Origin of the sequence: Marivivens aquimaris (genome assembly GCF_015220045.1) — a bacterium.
Classification (GTDB): Bacteria; Pseudomonadota; Alphaproteobacteria; order Rhodobacterales; family Rhodobacteraceae; genus Marivivens; species Marivivens aquimaris.
Genome location: NZ_JADBGB010000005.1, coordinates 23,551 through 42,096 on the forward strand (window position 1 = coordinate 23,551; position 18,546 = coordinate 42,096).

Here is an 18,546-nt window from a genome sequence, read left to right on the forward strand (position 1 = left end):
CACCATAGCACATGTCTATCAAAGAATAGAAGTTCGGGATTGGTGCCCGAGGCATTCGGCATGGGAAAAGGGTGCATCGAAACCAACCACGACGACCTGTCGATCAGGAGGCGACCATGAAAGCCCAAATTCTCAAGACACTTGCCGCTTTGGCCTTGATCACGACATCTGCAGCCGCACAGGAAACCCCAATGGAAAATCACACTGCCAGCTACATCGCCATGCCCGCTGCTGAAGGCCAGACCGAAGCATTCGCCAAATTTCTGGCCGGAGCCGCCCCGATTGTCGCGGACACCGAACCAGGCACCGTGCTTTGGTTTGCCTTACAAGACGACGATACGCTCGCGATCTTTGATATCTTCGTGGATGAAAAAGCGCGCAATGCGCATTTCTCCGGCGCTGTGGCCGCGGCTTTGAACCAAAATGCCGACGCGCTGGTCGCCGGGGGCTGGGACGATGGTGTTGTCGCGAATATCAACAATTCCGATGTCTTGTCGGTGAAGGAACCGGTTGATCTCTACTCGGCCACGACAGCCACGTACATCACGCTCGAAGCAGCACCCGGCAAAGGGCCGGAACTGGCAGCCTTGCTGACCGCAGCTGGTCCCATCGTCGGAGAAACCGAACCCGGCACATTGTTCTGGGCGGCGCTGCAGATTGACGAAACATCCTTCGCAATCTTCGACATCTTCGCCAACAATGCTGGCCGTGAAGCACACTTTGCCGGTCAAGTCGCCGGGCTGCTGAACGAACGGGCAGCGGAGTTGGTCGCTGGCGGGTGGGACGACGGTGTGGTCGCTAACGTCCACAACTTCGACATCCTCGCCATCAAGTAACGCGATGTGACAGGAACAAGAGGCGCCTGGTGCAACGCATCAGGCGCTTTCCCGAACGAATTTAGATTCACCGTGAAGCGGTCGTTCGAGTAACTGCAGCGAATTGGCGCTTTGTCCGCACATCGGACACAAACCCCCTGCCAGAACTTACACGGCGTTGTTGCAGAAGTCAGCGGCGGAGCGAGCAGCCCCTTTTCCCTTTTGGTTCAGGCAACGCGTTCGATCTCGGCGGTGCCGAGCGCGTTAAAGCGGTTCATGAGGGCAATTCGGATGTGGATTTCGGCGGTTTGGCGGTCCGGGTCACGTGATGCGATCCTCTCGCCAAAAGCCTTCAAGCATCGCATCTTCGCCTCGACCCGACTTCGGGCATGATAGCCGGTCCAGCGCTTCCAGATGGTTCGGCCGAGACGTTGGGTCGCGCGACGGATCTCGTTGCGGGCTTTGGCAGCGGGGCAATCCTCCCGCCATCGCCGCCCATTCTTGCGGATGGGGATGATCGCGGTGCCGCCGCGCTCCAGGATCGCGGTGTGGCAGCGGCGCATGTCGAACGCGCCGTCTCCGGTCACGGTGCCGATCGTCTCATTGGGCGGGATCTGGTCCAGGAGATCCGGCAGAACGGGACTGTCACCCTTGTCGCTGGAGGTGAACTCCACCGCGCAGATGTCCCCGGTGGCGGTATCCATTGCCAGATGGACCTTGCGATACTGGCGTCGGCGGTGGGTGCCATGCTTGCGCGCCAGCCATTCCCCATCGTCTAAGAACTTGATCCCTGTGCTGTCGACCAACAGGTTGAGGGGGCCTGCCGCGCGACGGCTCAGCTCAATGAAATGCTGACCTGGATGGAAAGCCACCCGTTCCCCTTCCTTTGGACAGCCAACTTCGTCGAAAAGCAGGCATTTTTCACAGAATGACTGTTCCAAAAATCAGCGCTATCTACCTCGGCAGTACCGCCTCGGCACCCCCTGTGACCTTCGCTGGTGCCTGGCACCCGGTCGCACAGCAGCGCCCGGGCTGACGCGAGACTTTGCGGCCTTCCGCCAGAACGCCCCGATCCAACAGGTCATTCACCAGCTCCTTTCGCTCGGCAACCGGGTAGTTCCGCCAGATTTCGCGCTTCATCGCCTCGGGCGATCCACCTCCGTGCAGGGAGATCACCGAGTACCATCCGCCCTGGTTCGAAACGGTCAGGTCCTCGATCATCCGCGAAACTTCCATCCGGCGCTCCATCGGGATGTCGGCGCGTCCTCCCAGGACCGCGGACAAGGAAGCTTTCGTTTCAGGGTTGTGGTCCTCATCCGGCCCGGGCAGCGCAACGATCAGCCCGCCGGAAACGTAGTGCGCCACCTTGTGCATATCGTAGATCTTCGTCGCCAGAAGCAATTTGCCGATGTTTGAGAAGACGGCGTCCGGCATCACAGAGCCGACGGGATCCTGCTCGAAATAGACCGAGGCCGCGACGCCGCAGGCATAGAAGCCTTCCGTGATTGTGATCAGATCGACCATCGCCTCGCGGATATGTCCGTGCCGGTCGGCATCCAGGCCATTGGCGTCAATCATGAGGGCACCGGCCCCGATCAGAAGATCGCCAAAACCGGCCCGCGCCCCGATACAGGAATGCCGGTGATGGTTCGCATAGGAGGTAGTCATGAATCCGCCTTCCTCATATTCCCCGGCAAGAAAGACACGCTCATGCGGAACGAACACATCCTCGAAGATCACGACCCCGGTGGACTGCCCGTATTTGGCGGAGAACTTCGCCGCGGCTTCGCCGGGCCGTCCCGCCGGACGCGCCACGATCGTCACGCCGGGCGCGTCGCAGGGCACTGCGCAGCAGACGGCAAAGTCAGCATCCTCTTTCGTGTGGGTGCGGCACGGCATCACGAGAAACTCGTGCATGTAAGGGGCGCCTGTAACGATCGCCTTGGTGCCCGAGATCACGATCCCGTCCGGCCGCCGTTCCTTGATGTGAACATAGACGTCGGGGTTCGCCTGTTGACCGGGCCGTTTCGATCTGTCGCCTTTTGCGTCGGTCATGGCGATGCCCAGCGTGAGATCGCGGTCCTGCACGTCATGCAAATAGGCGAGGAAGCGTTGCGAATAATCGGTCCCGTGGTTGGCGTCGGTTCGATAGGTCGCCTGATAGATCCCGTTTAGGGCATCATGGCTGAGGTAGCGTTGCGCGCACCCGGAGACCTTGCAGACCAGTCGGACGGCTTCGAGCTTCTTCAACAGATCATCCGACGACGTGTTGATATGCAGCATCCGGTTCACGGTCCGACCGCTGGTCGACTGCTCGGCCGTCATCAGATCCTTGTGCTCGCGAAGGTGAGCAAAGTCATAGGTTACTCCCACCCCGTTGATCCCGGGTGCAAGGAGCGGTTCATCGGCAACGCTTTCGACCCGGTTTCCGTTGATAAAAACGCGTGGCGAGTAAGACCTCAGAGAGTCCCGATAGTCCGATGCGGTCATCAGCATGCTCTTTTCCCTTATAGTAGAATTTGAACACCGTTAGATTCTTGTTCAAGTTATCGAACACTGTTAGAACGTTCGTCAAGGAGATTCCTTGAGGTGCCCGTGTCAAATCAGAAAACAAAAAGAAAACAATCTCTTGCGGAGAGCAAGCGACAGCTCATCCTCGATGCGGCACGAGAGGTCTTCGCGTCCGAAGGGCTGGAAGGGGCAAGCCTACGCGCCATCGCGGCGAAGGCGGGATACACGCCAGCCGCGCTCTATTTCCATTTCTCATCGAAAGAAGCCATCTACGCGGAGCTGCTGCGGTTGTCGCTGACAGCCCTGCAGACCGAAGTCGTTGGGAAGCTCGCGGGGCTAGACGATCCCGCGAACAGGTTCCGCGCTGCGGCCATGGCGTTCTATCACTACTACGCCCAAAATGCCCAAGAGCTCGATCTGGGTTTCTACCTTTTCCGTGGCGGCATGAAGCCTGCCGGTCTGAGTAGGGAAACCGATACCGAACTCAACAAGGCGCTGGAAAACGCTCTCCGGCCAATAGCCGATGCTGCGTCAGACCTCGGTGTCCCGCAGCGGGATGCCGATCTCCTGATGGTCGATGTTTTTGCTCATGCGGCCGGCTTGCTACTGCTTCTGCACACCGGCCGGATCAAGATGTTCAACGCAGCACCAGAAGCTCTCATGACCGTTTTCGCCGAGAGCAAACTTCGTGAGATTGGGAGAAGGGTTTCGACGTGAAGATACAGCTGCCGTCTTCAGTCCTGCTGGTGATCGATATTCAGTCCCGCCTCATGCCCGCAATTGCCAACGAGAAGGAGGTGGTGGGCAATGCCACGAAACTCCTCATGGCATCTCGGTTGTTGGACGTGCCGACGCTGGTGACCGAACAGAATCCAAATGGCTTGGGCTCCACCGTTCCCGAATTGGCAACTGGTCACGCTAGAACGGTCTTCAAGGATACGTTCGATGCCTGCGAAGAGCCGGGCTTTATGGAACTGCTTCCTGATGCAGCGAAAGTGATCGTGGTGGGGTGCGAAGCACATGTCTGCGTGATGCAGACCGTCCTCGGTCTGTTGGCGCAAGGCCGGGATGTGGCCGTTACCAGCGACGCGATTGGTTCGCGGACATCTGGCAACCGGGACGCTGCGCTGAACCGGATGGCAAGGCATGGAGCGGATCTCGTGACAACCGAGATGGTTCTGTTCGAATGGCTTCAATCGTCCCGGCACGAGCACTTCAAGCCCGTTCTCGATCTCGTGAGGTAGGCAGACCCTCAACGCTCTACCTCAGTAAGGGTAACAAGATTGTCAATCGGCATCCAATCGGGCCCCCTGATCGGCGTCCAAAAGGGCCCCCTCTGGCGTGACGGGAGCTGGCCCGAGGCGGCGTAGCTTTCCAGCTTGCGCAGCCGTCTCGGGCCAGCGTTTCAGTCTGGCTCAGACGCGGGTTTTGAGGCGCCAGCTTTCGTTGCCGGTTTCGACGATGTCGCAGTGATGGGTGAGGCGGTCGAGCAGCGCGGTCGTCATCTTGGCGTCACCGAACACTGTCGGCCATTCCCCGAAGGCAAGGTTGGTGGTGACGATGACCGAGGTCTGTTCGTATAGCTTGCTGATCAGGTGGAACAGGAGCTGTCCGCCGGACTGGGCAAAGGGGAGATAGCCCAGTTCGTCTAGGACGACGAAGTCGAGGCGCATCAAGTGTTCGGCCAAGCGGCCGGCGCGACCGGCACGGGCTTCAGCCTCCAGCTTGTTGACCAGGTCGACGACGTTGAAGAAGCGGCCACGTGCCCCGTTGCGGATGACGGCCCGCGCGATGCCGACGGAGATGTGGGTCTTGCCCGTGCCCGTCCCGCCGACCAGCACGACGTTGCGCTGCTGGTTCAGGAACTCCCCCCGCGCCAGATCGCGAACCAATGTCTCGTTGATCGGCGTGCTGTCGAAGGTGAACTCCTCGATCTCGCGGGCGAAGGGCAGCTTGGCGACGGTGATCTGGTATTTGACCGAGCGCGCTTTCTTCTCATTGATCTCGGCGGCCAGGAGGTCGCCGACCACCTTCTGGGGTTCGTGCTGTCGCCGGATGGCCGTCGCCATCAATTCGTCATAGGCTGCCCGCATGCCGAAGAGCTTGAGGTCGGCCATCGCGGCAAGGATCTCGGCGCGTTCCATCATCCGGCCCTCCGCAGCAGGTCATATCGCGAGCAATCCGCGACCGGTTCATGGGCAAGGCGCAGCGCGGGCGATGTCAGAAGCAATGGCGGCGGTGTCGGGTCGCGGCGGCGTGCCAGGATGTTGAGGATGACATCGGCGGAATGGACACCCTGTGCGATGGCCTCTGCACAAGCGGCCTCCACCGCAGGAAGGCCTTCGGTCAGAACAGCGGCGAGGATATCGACCATCTGGCGATCGCCGTCATCAACGCCCTTCAGCTTGCGGCGCACCTTCTCCAGGGCGCCGGGCAACACCCAGTCCTTGAAGGGCGCACCGTTGCGCAGCGCCCCGGGCTTGCGCACCAGGACCGGCACATAGTGCCAAGGATCGTAGATGGTCCGACCCCGGCCAAAACAGCGGGGGTGATCACCGACGAGGCGACCGTCCTGCCGGATCTCGATGTGTTCGGCATAGGCCCGGATCTCGACCGGACGACCCACCGCGCTGGCCATCACCGAGTATTTGTTGTTGTCGAACCGCACGAGGCAGGTCTTTGACACGGCGGCTGGCACGGAATGGAAGCCGTCGAAGCGCCCGGCATAGGGCACGAGCTGCGGGCGCTCCGCTTCGAACACTTCCCACACGGTCCGATCCGTCATCTCGGGATGCGGGTTGGCCTTGGCCCAAGCGATGCACTTATCGATGAGCAGGGCGTTCAGCTCCTCGAAGCTCTTCACCCGCAGGCGCGGCGAGAAGAAACGCTGGCGGACGGTGCCGACCTGGCTCTCGACCTGTCCCTTCTCCCAGCCCGAAGCCGGGGTGCAGGCGACCGGGTCCACGAGACAATGGCCACACATCTGAAGGAAGCGGCGGTTGTAGGCCCGGTTCTTCCCCACGAAGATCGCATCCACCGCCGTCTTCATGTTGTCGTAAATCCCACGCGTGCAGGTGCCTTTGAAGAAGGCGAAGGCCCGGTCATGGGCGTCGAACACCATCTCCTGCGTCTCGCGCGGATAGGCCCGGACGAAGAACATCCGGCTGTGGCAGAGCCGGACGTGGGCTACCTTCACCGTCATGGTGACGCCGTCGATCAGCACCACCTCGTGGCTCCAGTCGAACTGGTATGCCTCTCCCGGCGCGAAGGTCAGCGGCACGAAGGCGGCCGCCGTGCCCGATCCTTGCGCCTGCTTCCAGGTCGCGGCATAGCGTCGAACGGCGTCATAGCCGCCCTCATACCCGAGCCCCCGAAGCTCCTCGTAAAGCTGCATCACCGTCAGTCGTTCTCGGCTGGCCCGGGCGGCATTGGCCGCCAGAAGCCGATCCAGTTCGGCCAGCCATGCGCCCAGCTTCGGCCGCGGTTGAACCGTGCGCTTGTAGCTGAACTCGGTCGCGCCGGACCGAACCACCTTCCTCACAACCTTCTTCGACAGGTTCAGCTCACGGCAGATCGTCTTGATCCCCATGCCCTGACCGAAATGCATGCGCCTGATCTTCGCTATCGTCTCCACAACCAACATCCCGAAAAGCGTCCCCCGAATGTTCCTCGGGTGGACTATGGACCCACGCCCCGATGGAGGGGTCCCTTTTGGACGCCGATCACCCCGGTAGCGGGGTCCTTATTGCGCGCCGATCAACAAACAAGATCGCGCGCCGGGTCAAAACGGCCGACATCCTCGACAACCAGAACGCTTCGCGACTGTCGGCACTGACCGAAAAGGACATGCGCCGCATGAACCGCTATCTGGCTGCTCTGCGAGAGCTGCGGGACGCGGAAGCCTGAAGGAAAAATATCCGGGGATCACTGGAGCGCGGCCAGCACATCGAAGAAATCTTCAGCCAGCAGCTCATCATGCCTTTCGGGCATCGAATTTGCCTCTGTTGAGCGCGGCTCGACGATCCGCCACATTCGGTATCGTCCCTGCCCCGTAACCTCCCGAATGAGGCCCTGCTCGTCCATCCAGTCGATGTTGCGCTGAACCGTTGCCCGATGCGTGCCTGTCAGTTTCTCGGCCATCTGTACTGAGACCAGCGGCCAGCTTGCGAAGAGGTTCCGCAGCATCGGTGGCGTCTTGCCCGAGAGGGGAGCCATCGCGCGCTCTGCGGCAGCCGCCCAAGCCTCGATCTCCTCGAGCCGGCGCAGGGCTGCGAATGTCGCGCTCTCCATCGCGTTCAGCCAGCGCGCTAACCGGGCGGGCGGGTCCCCGATCGCGCGGAAGCCCCCTCCCCCGCCCATGGCGATGGGGGCGAAGATCGCGCCGGGCGCGCTCCCCGACGGCGCGAGATCGGCGATCGCGACACGCGCAGCCGTCACTGCGGCCTCCAGCGGGTCATCGACCGGTGAAAGCTCCGCGACGTGCCAGAGATGAAAACCCATGCAGGCCCGCGCTACGGGGTGGAGGTCTTCGGCCTGATCCATCATCGCGAGCCATCCGGCGGCCCGGTCATCGAAGGCTTCCCGCTCTGCCATCTCGACCATGCGCGAGGGAGCCTTAGCCTCGTCGAGACGCTCCCCCTGCCCCGGACGGGCGCGCCGATCAAGGAAGGTCTCGAGGTCGCCCACACCTGACCGACGCGCCAACGGCGCGGGTCCGCCGATCAGCCGCCGCATGGTCCAGCCGATCCGGTACAGCGCCTGCGCATCATCCGTTACTGTCGAAACCCGCAGCGCCATGTAGAGTGACAGCCGGTCGAGTCCAATCCGGTCCTGCGTCAACCAGCTGAGATCCGCGGCTTCGATCAGGGCGAGCCGTTGCCGCCAGCCAGCCGGGCCGCGGCGCAGGCGTTCATCGAGGATCCCCAGGCGCGCAGCAACACGGGCGAGCTGCGCCGCCTGCCCGGCCTCGGCCGCGCGCCAGGCATCGACGACATCGGATTCCTTCGGCTCAGGTGCAGGTTCGGGAGGCAGGTAATCCGGTTCGTCCTCCATCGGCCCTGGCAGGAACCAGAGGTCAGCGTCATCCCTGTCCTCGGACGCCTCCATGTCCTCAAAAGGCACCCCGTCGTCGTCCATGTATGTTTGGCGAAAGTGGTTCATGCGCGCATTATACGGCAATTATGCGCGCTTGGCGATGGACTTTGGTAGCCTGCGTTTCCTTCTACTATAGAGGCGGCCGAGGATCCTGTCTTCTTCATAGCTATGGAGCACCTCTCGTGGGCTTCAGCCCAGAGATTAAAGGCTTCCCGAACTAAGCGCGACGAGGGAGACACCTCTTGCGCGCGTTTACAAACGGTCGTTTATTAACGATATATTAAATTGCAAACGGCCCAGTTTCATGCCCCTGATTGGCTATGCGCGCGTCTCCACCGAGGATCAGACCCCCCTGCCCCAGTCTGAGGCACTGCAGTCTGCTGGATGCGCCGAGATCTTTGAAGAGTACGCCTCGGGCGGCAATCGCGCGCGGCCCGTGCTTGCACGTGTGCTGGAGCGGATTGGCAAGGGCGACACGCTGGTCGTCGTGCGGATCGACCGGCTTGCGCGGTCTTTGTCGCACCTACTTGAGGTGATCGAAAGACTGGAGGGCAAGGGGGCGTTCTTCCGCTCGCTCCAGGACCCGATCGACACTGCCTCGCCCCAGGGCAAGTTCACGTTGCAGGTTCTGGGCGCTGCGGCTGAGTTCGAACGCGCCCTGATCCGCGAGCGTACCAAAGCCGGACTTGCCTCGGCACGCTCAAAGGGCCGCGTCGGCGGCAACCCAGGTCTTCGCGCCAGGGACCCTGAAGCGCTGCGCAAGGTGCGGCTGGCGCGACAGGACGGCTACATGGAGCGCTTGAACGAGACAGCGCAGGATTGGGTGCCCCATGTGCGCCGTTTGCGCCCCGATATGGCTTGGGAAGACGTCCTGCGGATCATCAATGGCCCCCTGCCCCATGATCGGCGCTGGACGCAAAGCCGCCTGCTCCGCGCCGTGAAGGCATACGTGGCGGACGGATTCCTGCCCGCTGAAGTGCTTGGACGCGCTGGACGTCGCGAAACCGACGATCGCCTGCCTGCGATTGTCGCCGCAATCAAAGGTGCTGACCCCGAGATCACCTTGCAGGCAATCTGCGACCGACTGGAATCCATGCGTGAGCGCACCCCTCGCGGTCGCACCAGCTGGCAGCCTTCCTCGGTCAGAATGCTGCTGGAGCGTGCTGAAAAGCTGGGGCTCCTCTGAGGATCACACTTGTGTTGGCCTAACCGATTGCCACTAAATCTAGAAAGTGCTTGCACGAATCTGGTTGGTCGGGCAATAGTCTCGAAAAATAACGCGCGGTCACATAAAAAACGCGCCCACGGATCGGGGCAGACATGAGCGAAGCAGAGCAGGATCTAGACATCGCCATCGGGCACTACGCGGAACTTCTCGCGTCGAACCTGCATGCTCAGCGCGCCGCACACTTCCCTCCGGATGCAAAGAAGGTGATGCGCACTTTGACCAGCGGCGAAGCTGCTGAGCTCCTTGGCGTCGACCATACCTATCTTAGGAAGCTTCATCGAGAAGGAAAGATCGTTGACGTCGAGACGACGGCTGGAAGTCATCGTCGCTATACTCTCGACGATATCTGGGAAATCCGGCAGACGCTTGAAGGAAACGCAAAAAAGTCTGGAACTTACGTGCCTGGGCGTCGCGACGGTGACGAGCTTCAAGTTATTTCAGTGGTGAACTTCAAGGGCGGGTCTGGCAAAACGACGACGTCTGCTCACCTCGCTCAGCGCTTGGCGCTCAATGGGTACAGGGTTCTTGCGATCGATCTCGACCCCCAAGCATCTCTTTCGGCTCTTCACGGAATCCAGCCAGAACTCGACCTTATGGAGGGCGGAACCCTCTATGATGCCGTTCGCTATGACGATCCGGTTCCGATCGCCGAAGTGATCCGCAAGACCTACATCCGCGGCCTTGATCTTATCCCGGGCAACCTTGAACTCATGGAGTTCGAGCACGAGACGCCTGCTGCTATCCAGCGAGGCGGAGCGAAAGCGTTCTTCGCGAGAGTTCATGACGCACTCGATAGTGTTGAAGCGAACTACGACGTTGTTGTGATCGACTGCCCGCCGCAGCTTGGTTTCTTGACGATGTCAGCACTTTCCGCGTCCTCGGGTGTCCTCGTGACGGTTCACCCGCAGATGCTCGACCTCATGTCGATGTCCCAATTTCTGCGAATGACCGCGGATCTCCTGGGAGTGATCAGGGATGCAGGCGCAAATCTGCGCTTCGATTGGCTGCGCTTTTTGCCAACGCGATACAAAGTCGGCGACGCGCCACAAACCGAAGTCATCGCTTTCATTCGCGGACTGTTCGGGAGGTCGGTCCTGACCAATCACATGGTTGAATCGACCGCAATTTCTGATGCCGGCTTGACCAAGCAAACGCTCTACGAAGCTGACAAGAAGGACTTCACGCGTCAGACGTTTGATCGTGCGATCGAATCCATGAACGCAGTGAACGATGAGATCGCTGAAATCATCCAGAACACATGGGGGCGGAATGGCAAGAAAGCCTAAACTTGGCCTGCCGCTGCAGACCCTTCGCAACGCTCCTGACGCTCTTGAAGGGCGCCGACTGCGTGGCGGTGTATTTGAAATCGATCCGGCGCAGATTATTACCGAAGGACGATTGGATGACAGGCTTCAGATTGAAGTTGAGGGCCTGAAGAATTCAATCTCCAAGAACGGTCAGCGTGTGCCTGTCTTGGTCCGCCCACTGGAAGGCGATCGCTACAACCTGATCTATGGCCGCAGACGCCTGGAAGCATGTCGCGAGCTCGGGATCAAAGTTCGAGCCATCGTCACGGAAGTTGATGGTGATCAAGCGCTTCGAGATCAGCTACTCGAGAACCAAGAGCGTCGTGATCTGAGCTTTATTGAACGTGCGCTTGTTGCGACGGCGCTTCTGGACGGTGACCATTTGGAAGGGGCTGAGCGTACCAATCGAGGTGTCGCCGAAGTCCTTAACCTCCACGAAGCTGGGGTTTCACAACTCTTGAGTGTCGTTCGGACGGTCGGCGAGGATCTCATCCAGGCAATTGGTGCGGCTCCCGGGATTGGTCGCCCGAGATGGGAAGAGCTCAAAAAGGCTTTGGGTGTCTACGACGGTGATCGAGACCAACTGCAAGCCGTAGCTCATGCAGCCAAGTCCGAAAGTTCCGGCTCGGTCGATGAGGTTTCTGAGCGTGCGTTTCTCGCAGTTCTGGCAGCTGCGAAGAGCCCAGAGAAGAAAGCAAACCCGTTTAGAAAGGGCGTGCCTGCTTTGGCGATCCCCGGTGTCGGAGCTGCGACGGTTAAGACCGGCCGCCAAGGAAAGCAGCTTAAACTCGATCTGACTACGGATGAACCTGATTTTATCAGCTGGTTGGAGGGCAATGCCCCAAAGCTGATTACCGAGCTTCATGAGCGCTGGAAGCGTTCAGGAGACTGAGGAAGAGCAACCAACAAGAAGGAGGCACGATACAGGCAAAAAGAAAAAGGCCCCGAGAAGCTAGCTTCACGAGACCTTTGTAAGGTTTCGCACCGGGATCAGCCCGCTACAAAATCTCAGTTTTCGCACTTCTGAATGTAGCGTTCCGGCCCCTACCCCGCAAGCGCAAAGCGATTCGCGGGCCGCAGAAATTTTGCCTTCGTGAACGTTTTCATGGAGTACACACCGATTTCGCCGTTTATGCGGCCGATCTCGCACGCCCATCTGCGCGTGATCGAGCGACCCGAGGCATCTGTTCCGGGCAGACCCGTCAACAAGTGGGAACTCCTGCGCGAGCTCTCCAAGGCGCAAGCGGCCTTTGGCGTGTCAGAACGTGATCTAACTGTTTTGCAGGGGCTCCTCAGCTTCTTTCCAGACGATGCACTTGGCGGGAACGCCGAGATGGTAGTCTTCCCCTCGAACAAGGCGATCTGTGAGCGCCTGAATGGTATGCCCTGCTCCACTATGCGTCGTCACCTCGCGCGTCTTGTCGAGGCTGGTTTGCTCCAGCGGCGTGATAGCCCCAATGGAAAGCGCTATGTCCGCAAGCACGGCGAAGAGCGCGTCGCCTTTGGCTTCGATCTTTCCCCGCTCTACTGCCAGTCCGAGGAGATAGCACGGGCCGCAGAGGCCGTACGTGAGGCTGAGGAGCGCGTCAGGCGTCTGAGAGAGGTTGTAAGCCTCATGCGGCGTGATCTCGCGGCCCTCGCGGAGCTCGGAGACGAGATGCAGCCAGGCCTAGGCATCTGGGACCAGCTTCGTGACAAGGCTATCCTCACAGCGCGCGCGCTTCGCCGCAAGCTTTCAATTGAGGACCTCGCGGCCTATCGAGCCGATCTTGAAGCTCTCCTCGATCAGGCACGCAACATCATTGATGGCTCTGAAACAGAAGAAATGAACACCAATGATGCTCGATCTGAGCGTCACCATCATAATTCAAATAAAGAATTTATAGATCTTGAACCTGCTTTAGAAAAAAGCGGGGGGGCGGCCGGCGTGCCAGATGTGGACAGGGATGAGTCCGTGGCTGACGTCGATGAACAGGACACAAGACACCTACCAAAGATCCCGCTGCACCTAGTGATCGCGGCATGTCCCTCGCTCAAGACCTTCTACCAAGGCGAAATCCGGCATTGGCACCAGCTTTTCGATGCGGCATGCCATGTGCGACCAGCCATGGGGATCAGTGCATCTGCATGGGAAGAAGCGCAGCGGTTCATGGGTCCGGAGCAAGCGTCGATCGTCGTTTCTGCCATGCTGGAACGCTTTGAGGACATCAGATCGCCTGGTGGATACTTGCGAGCTCTGACTGCCAAAGCTGTGGCCGGTGAGTTTTCCTGTGGGCCGATGGTCATGGCATTGATGGGACGACGATCTGCAGCTTAACAGCTGTTAAGGTTGAGAGACTGCGTACTGTTCCGCCACCTCGGGACTGACGACTTAACAGCTGTTAAGGTCCTGTCTCGGGAGTGTCAAAACAGGAGAGGGAAAGGTTTGTTGGTTGGAGGGGTGACGGGAAGTGAGATCGGAAGAGTGGCTTCCGGCGCCCGTCGTGGAGAAGATCTGATGGCAAAATCTGCCCAGAAAGTTACCCTGTCCCCGTCCCGGGATATCCCCTTCGATAAGCTCGTGCTGAGCCAATCCAACGTCCGGCGCATCAAGGCCGGCATCTCGGTCGAGGAACTGGCCGAAGACATCGCCCGCCGCGGATTGCTGCAGAGCCTAAGCGTCCGCCCCGTTCTGGCGGATGATGGGTCCGAGACCGGTAAGTTCGAAATCCCCGCTGGCGGTCGGCGCTTCCAGGCCCTGTCTCTGCTGGTGAAGCAGAAACGCCTGGCCAAGACGACGCCCATCCCTTGCATCGTGCGGGATGCCGATTCCGCGATCCTCGCCGAAGACGACTCGCTCGCTGAGAACATGCAGCGCGCTGCCCTGCATCCGCTCGATCAGTTCCGTGCCTTCGTGGCGCTTCGGGAGAAGGGTCAAGGCGATGAAGAGATCGCGGCCGCTTTCTTCGTCACGCCGCAGGTGGTGAAACAGCGCCTGAAACTCGCCGCCGTGGCCCCTGCCCTGCTCGAGCTCTACGCCGAGGACGAGATGACGCTGGAGCAGCTGATGGCCTTCACGGTCAATCCGGATCACGAGCGTCAGGTTCAGGTCTGGGGGGCGATCAAGTCGTCCTGGAACAAGGAGCCCTACCAGATCCGGCGATTCCTGACGGAAACCTCGGTGCGCGCCTCTGACCGTCGTGCGGCTTTTATCGGTGTCGGGGCCTATGAGGCTGCTGGCGGCACCATGTTGCATGACCTGTTTCAGGGCGATGATGGTGGCTGGCTGGAAGACCCGGCCCTGCTCGATCGTCTGGTCAGCGAGAAACTTCAGGCTGAAGCCGAAGCCATAGCAATCGAGGGCTGGAAGTGGGTCGAGGTCTCGCTTGACCTGCCCTATGGCTATACCCACGGCCTGCGCCGGTTGTCCGGCGACCCGGCGCCGATGACGGACGACGAAGGCGTGGCGCACGCCAAACTGCTTGCCGAGTATCGGGTGCTCGAAGAGGAATACGCCGGTCAAGATGAATTCCCCGAAGAGGTCGATGCGCGACTTGGCGCGTTGGAAGTGGCGATGGAGAAACTCGAGGCCCGGCCGCTGATCTTCGACGCGGAGGAGGTCGCGCGGGCAGGGGCTTTCGTGACGCTTGACCGCTATGGCGAGCTTGCCGTTTATCGGGGCTTTGTCCGGCCCGAGGATGAACCTCGGCAAGATGCCGACGTCCACAGCGGTGAACAGGCGGCAGACGGGCAGGGCGTTGAACTTTCAACGGGAAGCAAAGTGGATGGTATCGGCCATGGCACGGTGATCACCTCTGCCGGTCAAGCGCTTGGCGCGAACATGCCCGACGACGAGGACGATGGTGCGTTGAAGCCCTTGCCTGAGCGGCTGATCATGGAGTTGACGGCGCACCGGACATTGGCACTGCGGGAAGCTGTCGGGCGCTCACCTGACGTCGCGTTGACACTGCTGCTCCTGAAGCTCGTCAATGACACGTTCCGGACGTCCAGTTCGGCCGGCAGCTGCCTCGAGGCCTCGGTGCGTCACGTCTATATGTCGGCGCAGGCGAGCGATCTGAAGGACAGCGTGGTAGCCAAGCTGGTTGACGATCGTCATGCGGAGTGGGAGGCCGACCTGCCGCTCGGCGACGGTGCCGCTCTCTGGGATTACCTGGCTTCCCTCGATCAAGGGAGCCGGCTTTCGCTGCTCGCGCATTGCCTCAGCTTCGGGATCAACGCGCTCCATGAGAAGGTGAACCCCTATGGTGCCGGTATCTCCGCCAGCGGCTTGACCAAGCGGATGACCCAGTCCGACTTGGTCGCACAGGCGGTCGAACTCGACATGGTCGAGGCGGGTTGGGAGCCGACGGCCGATACCTACCTGAACCGCGTGCCCAAGGCACGGATACTCGAGGCCGTGCGCGAGGCGAAAGGGGAGGGGACGGCGCAACTCCTCGAACATTTGAAGAAGGGTGAGATGGCGACCGAAGCCGAGCGTCTGCTGAAAGGCAGCGGCTGGTTGCCGGAGGTTCTTCGCCGTCACGATCTGGCAGCACTCGACGAGGCGGAAGGGCGGGGGGCGTCTGCGCCCGTTTCCGACGCCGGCCAGACCGAGGATGTCGACCTTCCCGCCTTCCTCACCGCTGACCTGCCGGTTGACGATGCATCGATGATGGCTGCGGAGTGATCCGCGCCATCCGAGGGCGGGGAAACCCACCCTCAATCAATTAAAAATCAACAATATCAATGTGATGAATGCAATTTTGTGCATTCAGGATGAGGAATCATGTCTGCAACCACCATTCTCGATACCGCGCCCCTGGGCGCGCTCATTCGCTACACCGACAACAGTCCGAAACCTCCTGCGCGGTTCACGAAGAAGCTCGCGGCCTGGGAACGCTCGAACGGCCTCGGCCGTCTCGTCAAGAAGGAGCCGCCGCGGCCCTATCCAACCTGGACGGCGCCGGCGTCGTTCACGCTGCACGAGGGGAACTTCTCCTCGGACGGGGTCATTCTCGTCACCATCATGCGAACGCATTCGGCTGACAGTGCGTTGACCTTCGAGGTAGCAGAGGAACCGAGGCCCGGACAGGTGCGCGTCCTGCTGGATTTTGGCGGCTGCACGGAGCTGCTCCACCTGGCCGAGTCTGTCGCGGCTGCCGAGCTCTGGATCGCCAGAGAAGGCTATCGCAATGCGCGGCTGGAGATTGTCGGCGAAGAAGGCGCTGCTAGGGCAGGGGGCGCGGAGCTTGCCGCCTGAGCCTACGTAGAACCCAAGGGGCCCGCCAAAGCGCGGGCCTCTCACCCATCACGACCCTGTCCCGCGAGATCGCGGGGCACCATAGGATCCAATCCATCAAGGAGAGAGATCTTACCCAAGAGCCTGCCCGGGAGGCTGGCCGCGATAGCATCAGCGGGACACTAGGCTCCAGTCAGCGGTCGCACCATCCCCCGCTCGCCATTCCCTTCCTTGCCCCGAATTCTGTCTTCGAGATCAACCCGCGAGGGGTCGGACTACGGGCGAACCCGTGCCGCCGGGTGGATTCGGACGAGCCGAACGCACCCGGTGATGTCAGCCAGTCTTCGGGCCTGCGGGGTCCTGTCGCGCGGGGGATGGTCCTCCGCCTCCAAGACAGGAGCCAAACAGATGTCCCGCAAAGATGCTCACGCCTTCGCCGCTTCCCTTGCCGCCACGCTCATGGTCTCGATCGTCGTCTTCCAGGCCGGTGATGGAACCTATGGCGCCGTCCCCGCAGATGAAATCGACGGAGACGAGGTCGTGATCGTCTCGGAATACGATCCCTTCGGGTGAGGCTACGGCCTCACTTTCCGAGGGCCCGAGCGTGCCGTAGGTGTGCCCCTGGGCATATCACCGACAAAGACAACTGCGTTGCCGGCCTAAGGAAAGCCGATCTGCGGCCCTGAGCAGATCGTGGTGCGCACGGGTTGGGCGGGGAGCGGACATGCGCAGTTGCGGCGAAGCCCTCAAAGACTATTAGTTGGCCCTACCAAAGCCGACCTTTGCAACACTCGTTCAATCTGACACCGTGCATGAACATCGACAGCAGTGTTAAAGGACTTGATTTGAAGGAAATTTCCGAACTCCGTTTCAATGCAATCGCTGGCTATGCCCGGCACCCGAGAGCAGCGCTGACTGGTGAGGAACTGGCTTACTACGAGTCAGAGGATGGAAGCATTCTCGGCCTGCTCATCAGGGACCGAACAGACGGTGACTTTGCCGGAATGGCCTTTGGCCGGGACGCGAAATTGCGCTTCCGGTGGACCTCCATGACCGATTTCCTCGAGAGCCCGGAACTGGCGCACGGGGCATTGAGAAAACTGATGACCAATTTGCTCGATGAGCCGGAAGAGTTTCATCACCAAGGCGATGAAAAGGGGGAGCCAGTCGATTTCTTCACTCCTATTCACGCACCAGAAGTCTTGCACCCGGATTTCCAGCAGGTCGCATCCGAAATTGGTTTCTTTCCTGCCCGGGGCATAATCGAACCCATGATGCGGTGGCACGAGGATCTAGATGGAAACTTCGTGGAGCAGTTCCAGTCCACCGCTTTTGACCAGCGGATTTGGGAACTTTATCTTTTCGCGACGCTCATCGAACTCGGGTTTTCTCTGGATGCGACGCATGCTGTGCCCGACTTCATCGGCACAAGCTTGTTTGGGTCCATCGCCGTCGAAGCGGTGACGGTTGGGCCAACCCGGCGAGGCGTTGAAATAGTTCCGCCACCGCCCGTTGAGACCGAGGAACAGATGGAAGCGTATCTGCAGGACTATATGCCGATAAAGTTCGGCAGCCCATTGTTCAGCAAGCTAAGGAAAAAATACTGGGAAAAGGAGCAGATCGCTGGAGTACCGCTGGTGTTTGCAATCGCGGACTTCTCATCGCCCGGCTCCATGATCCACACCCGATCCGCACTCGAGCGTTATCTCTACGGGTACTCCTTTGACGCCGGACGCGACGAGCAAGGAAGAACCGTAGCACAGCCCATAAAGATCATTGAGCACCGTTGGGGGGACAAGGTGGTGCCCTCCGGCTTCTTTGACATTCCGGACTCGCAACATGTCAGCGCCGTTATCTCCACAACCGCTGGCACGATCTCAAAATTCAATCGAATGGGGATTCTGGCCGGGTTTGACGCGGGCAACGTATTGATGACGCGCACTGGCACTGTCGTCGACCCCGATCCCGAAGCGAGGGACCCGCTGCTCTTCAAAGCGATCGTGAACGTCAAAGGATACCATGAGAGCTGGGTGGAAGGACTCAACGTCTATCATAACCCGCGCGCCATCATTCCGCTTGAGGAACACCTCGTACCTGGAGCCGCGCATCACCATTGCGACGCGGAAGGCAATTGGACAACTACGGCCCCCCGCTTCCATCCTCTGGCATCAAGTACTGAAATCCTAGGCGGCGTGAATGTCGCTGAAGCGCTCGCGAATTTCGAAGGTCCGGCAATCCGATTCTGGAAAAAATCTTAATGGTGCGCCCTGTTTTGACGGTGCGTTCGCCATTCTCGTTCCTTTGCAATCCCGGCTGAACCAGGCAAGCGACAGGTTCTTGGGGCGTCGGTATTTCGCCGCTGCAGGCGCGCGG

16 protein-coding genes and 1 pseudogene are annotated in these 18,546 nt (G+C 60.3%); 12 read left to right on the forward strand and 5 right to left on the reverse strand.

The features are described from left to right. Nucleotides 1–191: 191 nt before the first annotated feature. Nucleotides 192–836, forward strand: coding sequence for a putative quinol monooxygenase (locus IF204_RS18810; protein WP_228069677.1), 645 nt, complete (start codon nucleotides 192–194; stop codon nucleotides 834–836). Between the two features lie 206 nt (nucleotides 837–1,042). Here IF204_RS18810 and IF204_RS18815 read toward each other — a convergent pair. Both IF204_RS18815 and IF204_RS18820 read right to left on the reverse strand, forming a co-directional pair. Continuing rightward, a pseudogene (locus IF204_RS18815) lies at nucleotides 1,043–1,648 on the reverse strand (IS5 family transposase); the annotation flags it as partial. Between the two features lie 121 nt (nucleotides 1,649–1,769). Then, complete coding sequence (locus IF204_RS18820) at nucleotides 1,770–3,311, reverse strand: 4-hydroxyphenylacetate 3-hydroxylase family protein (protein ID WP_194098614.1); 1,542 nt, start codon at nucleotides 3,309–3,311, stop codon at nucleotides 1,770–1,772. A gap of 99 nt (nucleotides 3,312–3,410) precedes the next feature. On the opposite strand from IF204_RS18820, the gene IF204_RS18825 reads away from it, so the two are divergent. Continuing rightward, nucleotides 3,411–4,043 carry a TetR/AcrR family transcriptional regulator gene (locus IF204_RS18825; RefSeq protein WP_189383083.1) on the forward strand — a complete coding sequence of 211 codons (633 nt, stop codon included), beginning with the start codon at nucleotides 3,411–3,413 and terminating at the stop codon, nucleotides 4,041–4,043. After that, nucleotides 4,040–4,570: an isochorismatase family protein gene (locus IF204_RS18830; protein WP_189383086.1), complete on the forward strand. Its 531-nt coding sequence runs from the start codon at nucleotides 4,040–4,042 to the stop codon at nucleotides 4,568–4,570. Before IF204_RS18825 ends, IF204_RS18830 begins: the two co-directional genes overlap by 4 nt. 171 nt (nucleotides 4,571–4,741) lie before the next feature. Here IF204_RS18830 and istB read toward each other — a convergent pair whose 3' ends face one another. Continuing rightward, the gene (istB, locus tag IF204_RS18835) at nucleotides 4,742–5,473 is read right to left on the reverse strand and encodes an IS21-like element helper ATPase IstB (RefSeq protein WP_456085619.1); all 732 of its coding nucleotides are present in this window, start codon (nucleotides 5,471–5,473) and stop codon (nucleotides 4,742–4,744) included. After that, entirely contained in the window at nucleotides 5,470–6,969 is a 1,500-nt protein-coding gene (gene istA / locus IF204_RS18840; RefSeq protein ID WP_194098615.1) for an IS21 family transposase, read from the reverse strand. The genes istB and istA overlap by 4 nt, the downstream gene beginning before the upstream one ends. A 68-nt stretch (nucleotides 6,970–7,037) precedes the next feature. Between istA and IF204_RS18845 the strand changes: the two genes are divergently transcribed. Beyond that, nucleotides 7,038–7,232, forward strand: coding sequence for a hypothetical protein (locus IF204_RS18845; protein WP_194098616.1), 195 nt, complete (start codon nucleotides 7,038–7,040; stop codon nucleotides 7,230–7,232). Nucleotides 7,233–7,250: 18 nt separating this feature from the next. Here the strand turns inward: IF204_RS18845 and IF204_RS18850 are convergent, their stop codons facing one another. Beyond that, nucleotides 7,251–8,486: a helix-turn-helix domain-containing protein gene (locus tag IF204_RS18850; protein ID WP_407658949.1), complete on the reverse strand. Its 1,236-nt coding sequence runs from the start codon at nucleotides 8,484–8,486 to the stop codon at nucleotides 7,251–7,253. A gap of 238 nt (nucleotides 8,487–8,724) precedes the next feature. On the opposite strand from IF204_RS18850, the gene IF204_RS18855 reads away from it, so the two are divergent. The 8 genes from IF204_RS18855 to IF204_RS18890 all read left to right on the forward strand — a co-directional run bounded on the left by IF204_RS18855 (nucleotide 8,725) and on the right by IF204_RS18890 (nucleotide 18,431). After that, a complete protein-coding gene (locus tag IF204_RS18855; RefSeq protein WP_194098617.1) occupies nucleotides 8,725–9,606 on the forward strand; it encodes a recombinase family protein in 882 nt (293 codons plus the stop codon). 134 nt (nucleotides 9,607–9,740) lie between these two features. Further along, the gene (gene repA, locus IF204_RS18860; RefSeq protein WP_194098618.1) at nucleotides 9,741–10,934 is read left to right on the forward strand and encodes a plasmid partitioning protein RepA; all 1,194 of its coding nucleotides are present in this window, start codon (nucleotides 9,741–9,743) and stop codon (nucleotides 10,932–10,934) included. Continuing rightward, nucleotides 10,918–11,847 carry a plasmid partitioning protein RepB gene (repB, locus tag IF204_RS18865; RefSeq protein ID WP_194098619.1) on the forward strand — a complete coding sequence of 310 codons (930 nt, stop codon included), beginning with the start codon at nucleotides 10,918–10,920 and terminating at the stop codon, nucleotides 11,845–11,847. Before repA ends, repB begins: the two co-directional genes overlap by 17 nt. Nucleotides 11,848–12,060: 213 nt before the next feature. Continuing rightward, nucleotides 12,061–13,272, forward strand: a complete 1,212-nt coding sequence (repC, locus tag IF204_RS18870; RefSeq protein ID WP_194098620.1) for a plasmid replication protein RepC — start codon at nucleotides 12,061–12,063, stop codon at nucleotides 13,270–13,272. Between the two features lie 180 nt (nucleotides 13,273–13,452). Continuing rightward, on the forward strand, nucleotides 13,453–15,621 hold the full coding sequence (locus tag IF204_RS18875; protein WP_194098621.1) for a ParB/RepB/Spo0J family partition protein: 2,169 nt from the start codon (nucleotides 13,453–13,455) through the stop codon (nucleotides 15,619–15,621). A gap of 99 nt (nucleotides 15,622–15,720) precedes the next feature. Next, a complete protein-coding gene (locus IF204_RS18880; protein WP_194098622.1) occupies nucleotides 15,721–16,194 on the forward strand; it encodes a hypothetical protein in 474 nt (157 codons plus the stop codon). A 387-nt stretch (nucleotides 16,195–16,581) separates the two neighbouring features. Beyond that, a complete protein-coding gene (locus tag IF204_RS18885) occupies nucleotides 16,582–16,746 on the forward strand; it encodes a hypothetical protein (protein ID WP_009574204.1) in 165 nt (54 codons plus the stop codon). Between the two features lie 239 nt (nucleotides 16,747–16,985). Continuing rightward, nucleotides 16,986–18,431 (forward strand): hypothetical protein, encoded by a 1,446-nt coding sequence (locus IF204_RS18890; RefSeq protein ID WP_194098623.1) that lies wholly within the window; start codon nucleotides 16,986–16,988, stop codon nucleotides 18,429–18,431. The last annotated feature ends 115 nt before the right edge of the window (nucleotides 18,432–18,546 follow it).

Excerpts from the sequence above, each read along its gene's own strand:
- repB (WP_194098619.1), top strand. The coding sequence starts at position 10,918 with ATGGCAAGAAAGCCTAAACTTGGCCTGCCGCTGCAGACCCTTCGCAAC.
- repA (WP_194098618.1), top strand. The coding sequence starts at position 9,741 with ATGAGCGAAGCAGAGCAGGATCTAGACATCGCCATCGGGCACTACGCG.
- IF204_RS18855 (WP_194098617.1), top strand. The coding sequence starts at position 8,725 with ATGCCCCTGATTGGCTATGCGCGCGTCTCCACCGAGGATCAGACCCCC.
- IF204_RS18880 (WP_194098622.1), top strand. The coding sequence starts at position 15,721 with ATGTCTGCAACCACCATTCTCGATACCGCGCCCCTGGGCGCGCTCATT.
- istB (WP_456085619.1), bottom strand. The coding sequence starts at position 5,473 with ATGATGGAACGCGCCGAGATCCTTGCCGCGATGGCCGACCTCAAGCTC.
- IF204_RS18890 (WP_194098623.1), top strand. The coding sequence starts at position 16,986 with ATGAACATCGACAGCAGTGTTAAAGGACTTGATTTGAAGGAAATTTCC.
- IF204_RS18850 (WP_407658949.1), bottom strand. The coding sequence starts at position 8,486 with ATGAACCACTTTCGCCAAACATACATGGACGACGACGGGGTGCCTTTT.
- istA (WP_194098615.1), bottom strand. The coding sequence starts at position 6,969 with ATGTTGGTTGTGGAGACGATAGCGAAGATCAGGCGCATGCATTTCGGT.
- repC (WP_194098620.1), top strand. The coding sequence starts at position 12,061 with ATGGAGTACACACCGATTTCGCCGTTTATGCGGCCGATCTCGCACGCC.
- IF204_RS18810 (WP_228069677.1), top strand. The coding sequence starts at position 192 with ATGGAAAATCACACTGCCAGCTACATCGCCATGCCCGCTGCTGAAGGC.
- IF204_RS18820 (WP_194098614.1), bottom strand. The coding sequence starts at position 3,311 with ATGCTGATGACCGCATCGGACTATCGGGACTCTCTGAGGTCTTACTCG.
- IF204_RS18885 (WP_009574204.1), top strand. The coding sequence starts at position 16,582 with ATGTCCCGCAAAGATGCTCACGCCTTCGCCGCTTCCCTTGCCGCCACG.
- IF204_RS18875 (WP_194098621.1), top strand. The coding sequence starts at position 13,453 with ATGGCAAAATCTGCCCAGAAAGTTACCCTGTCCCCGTCCCGGGATATC.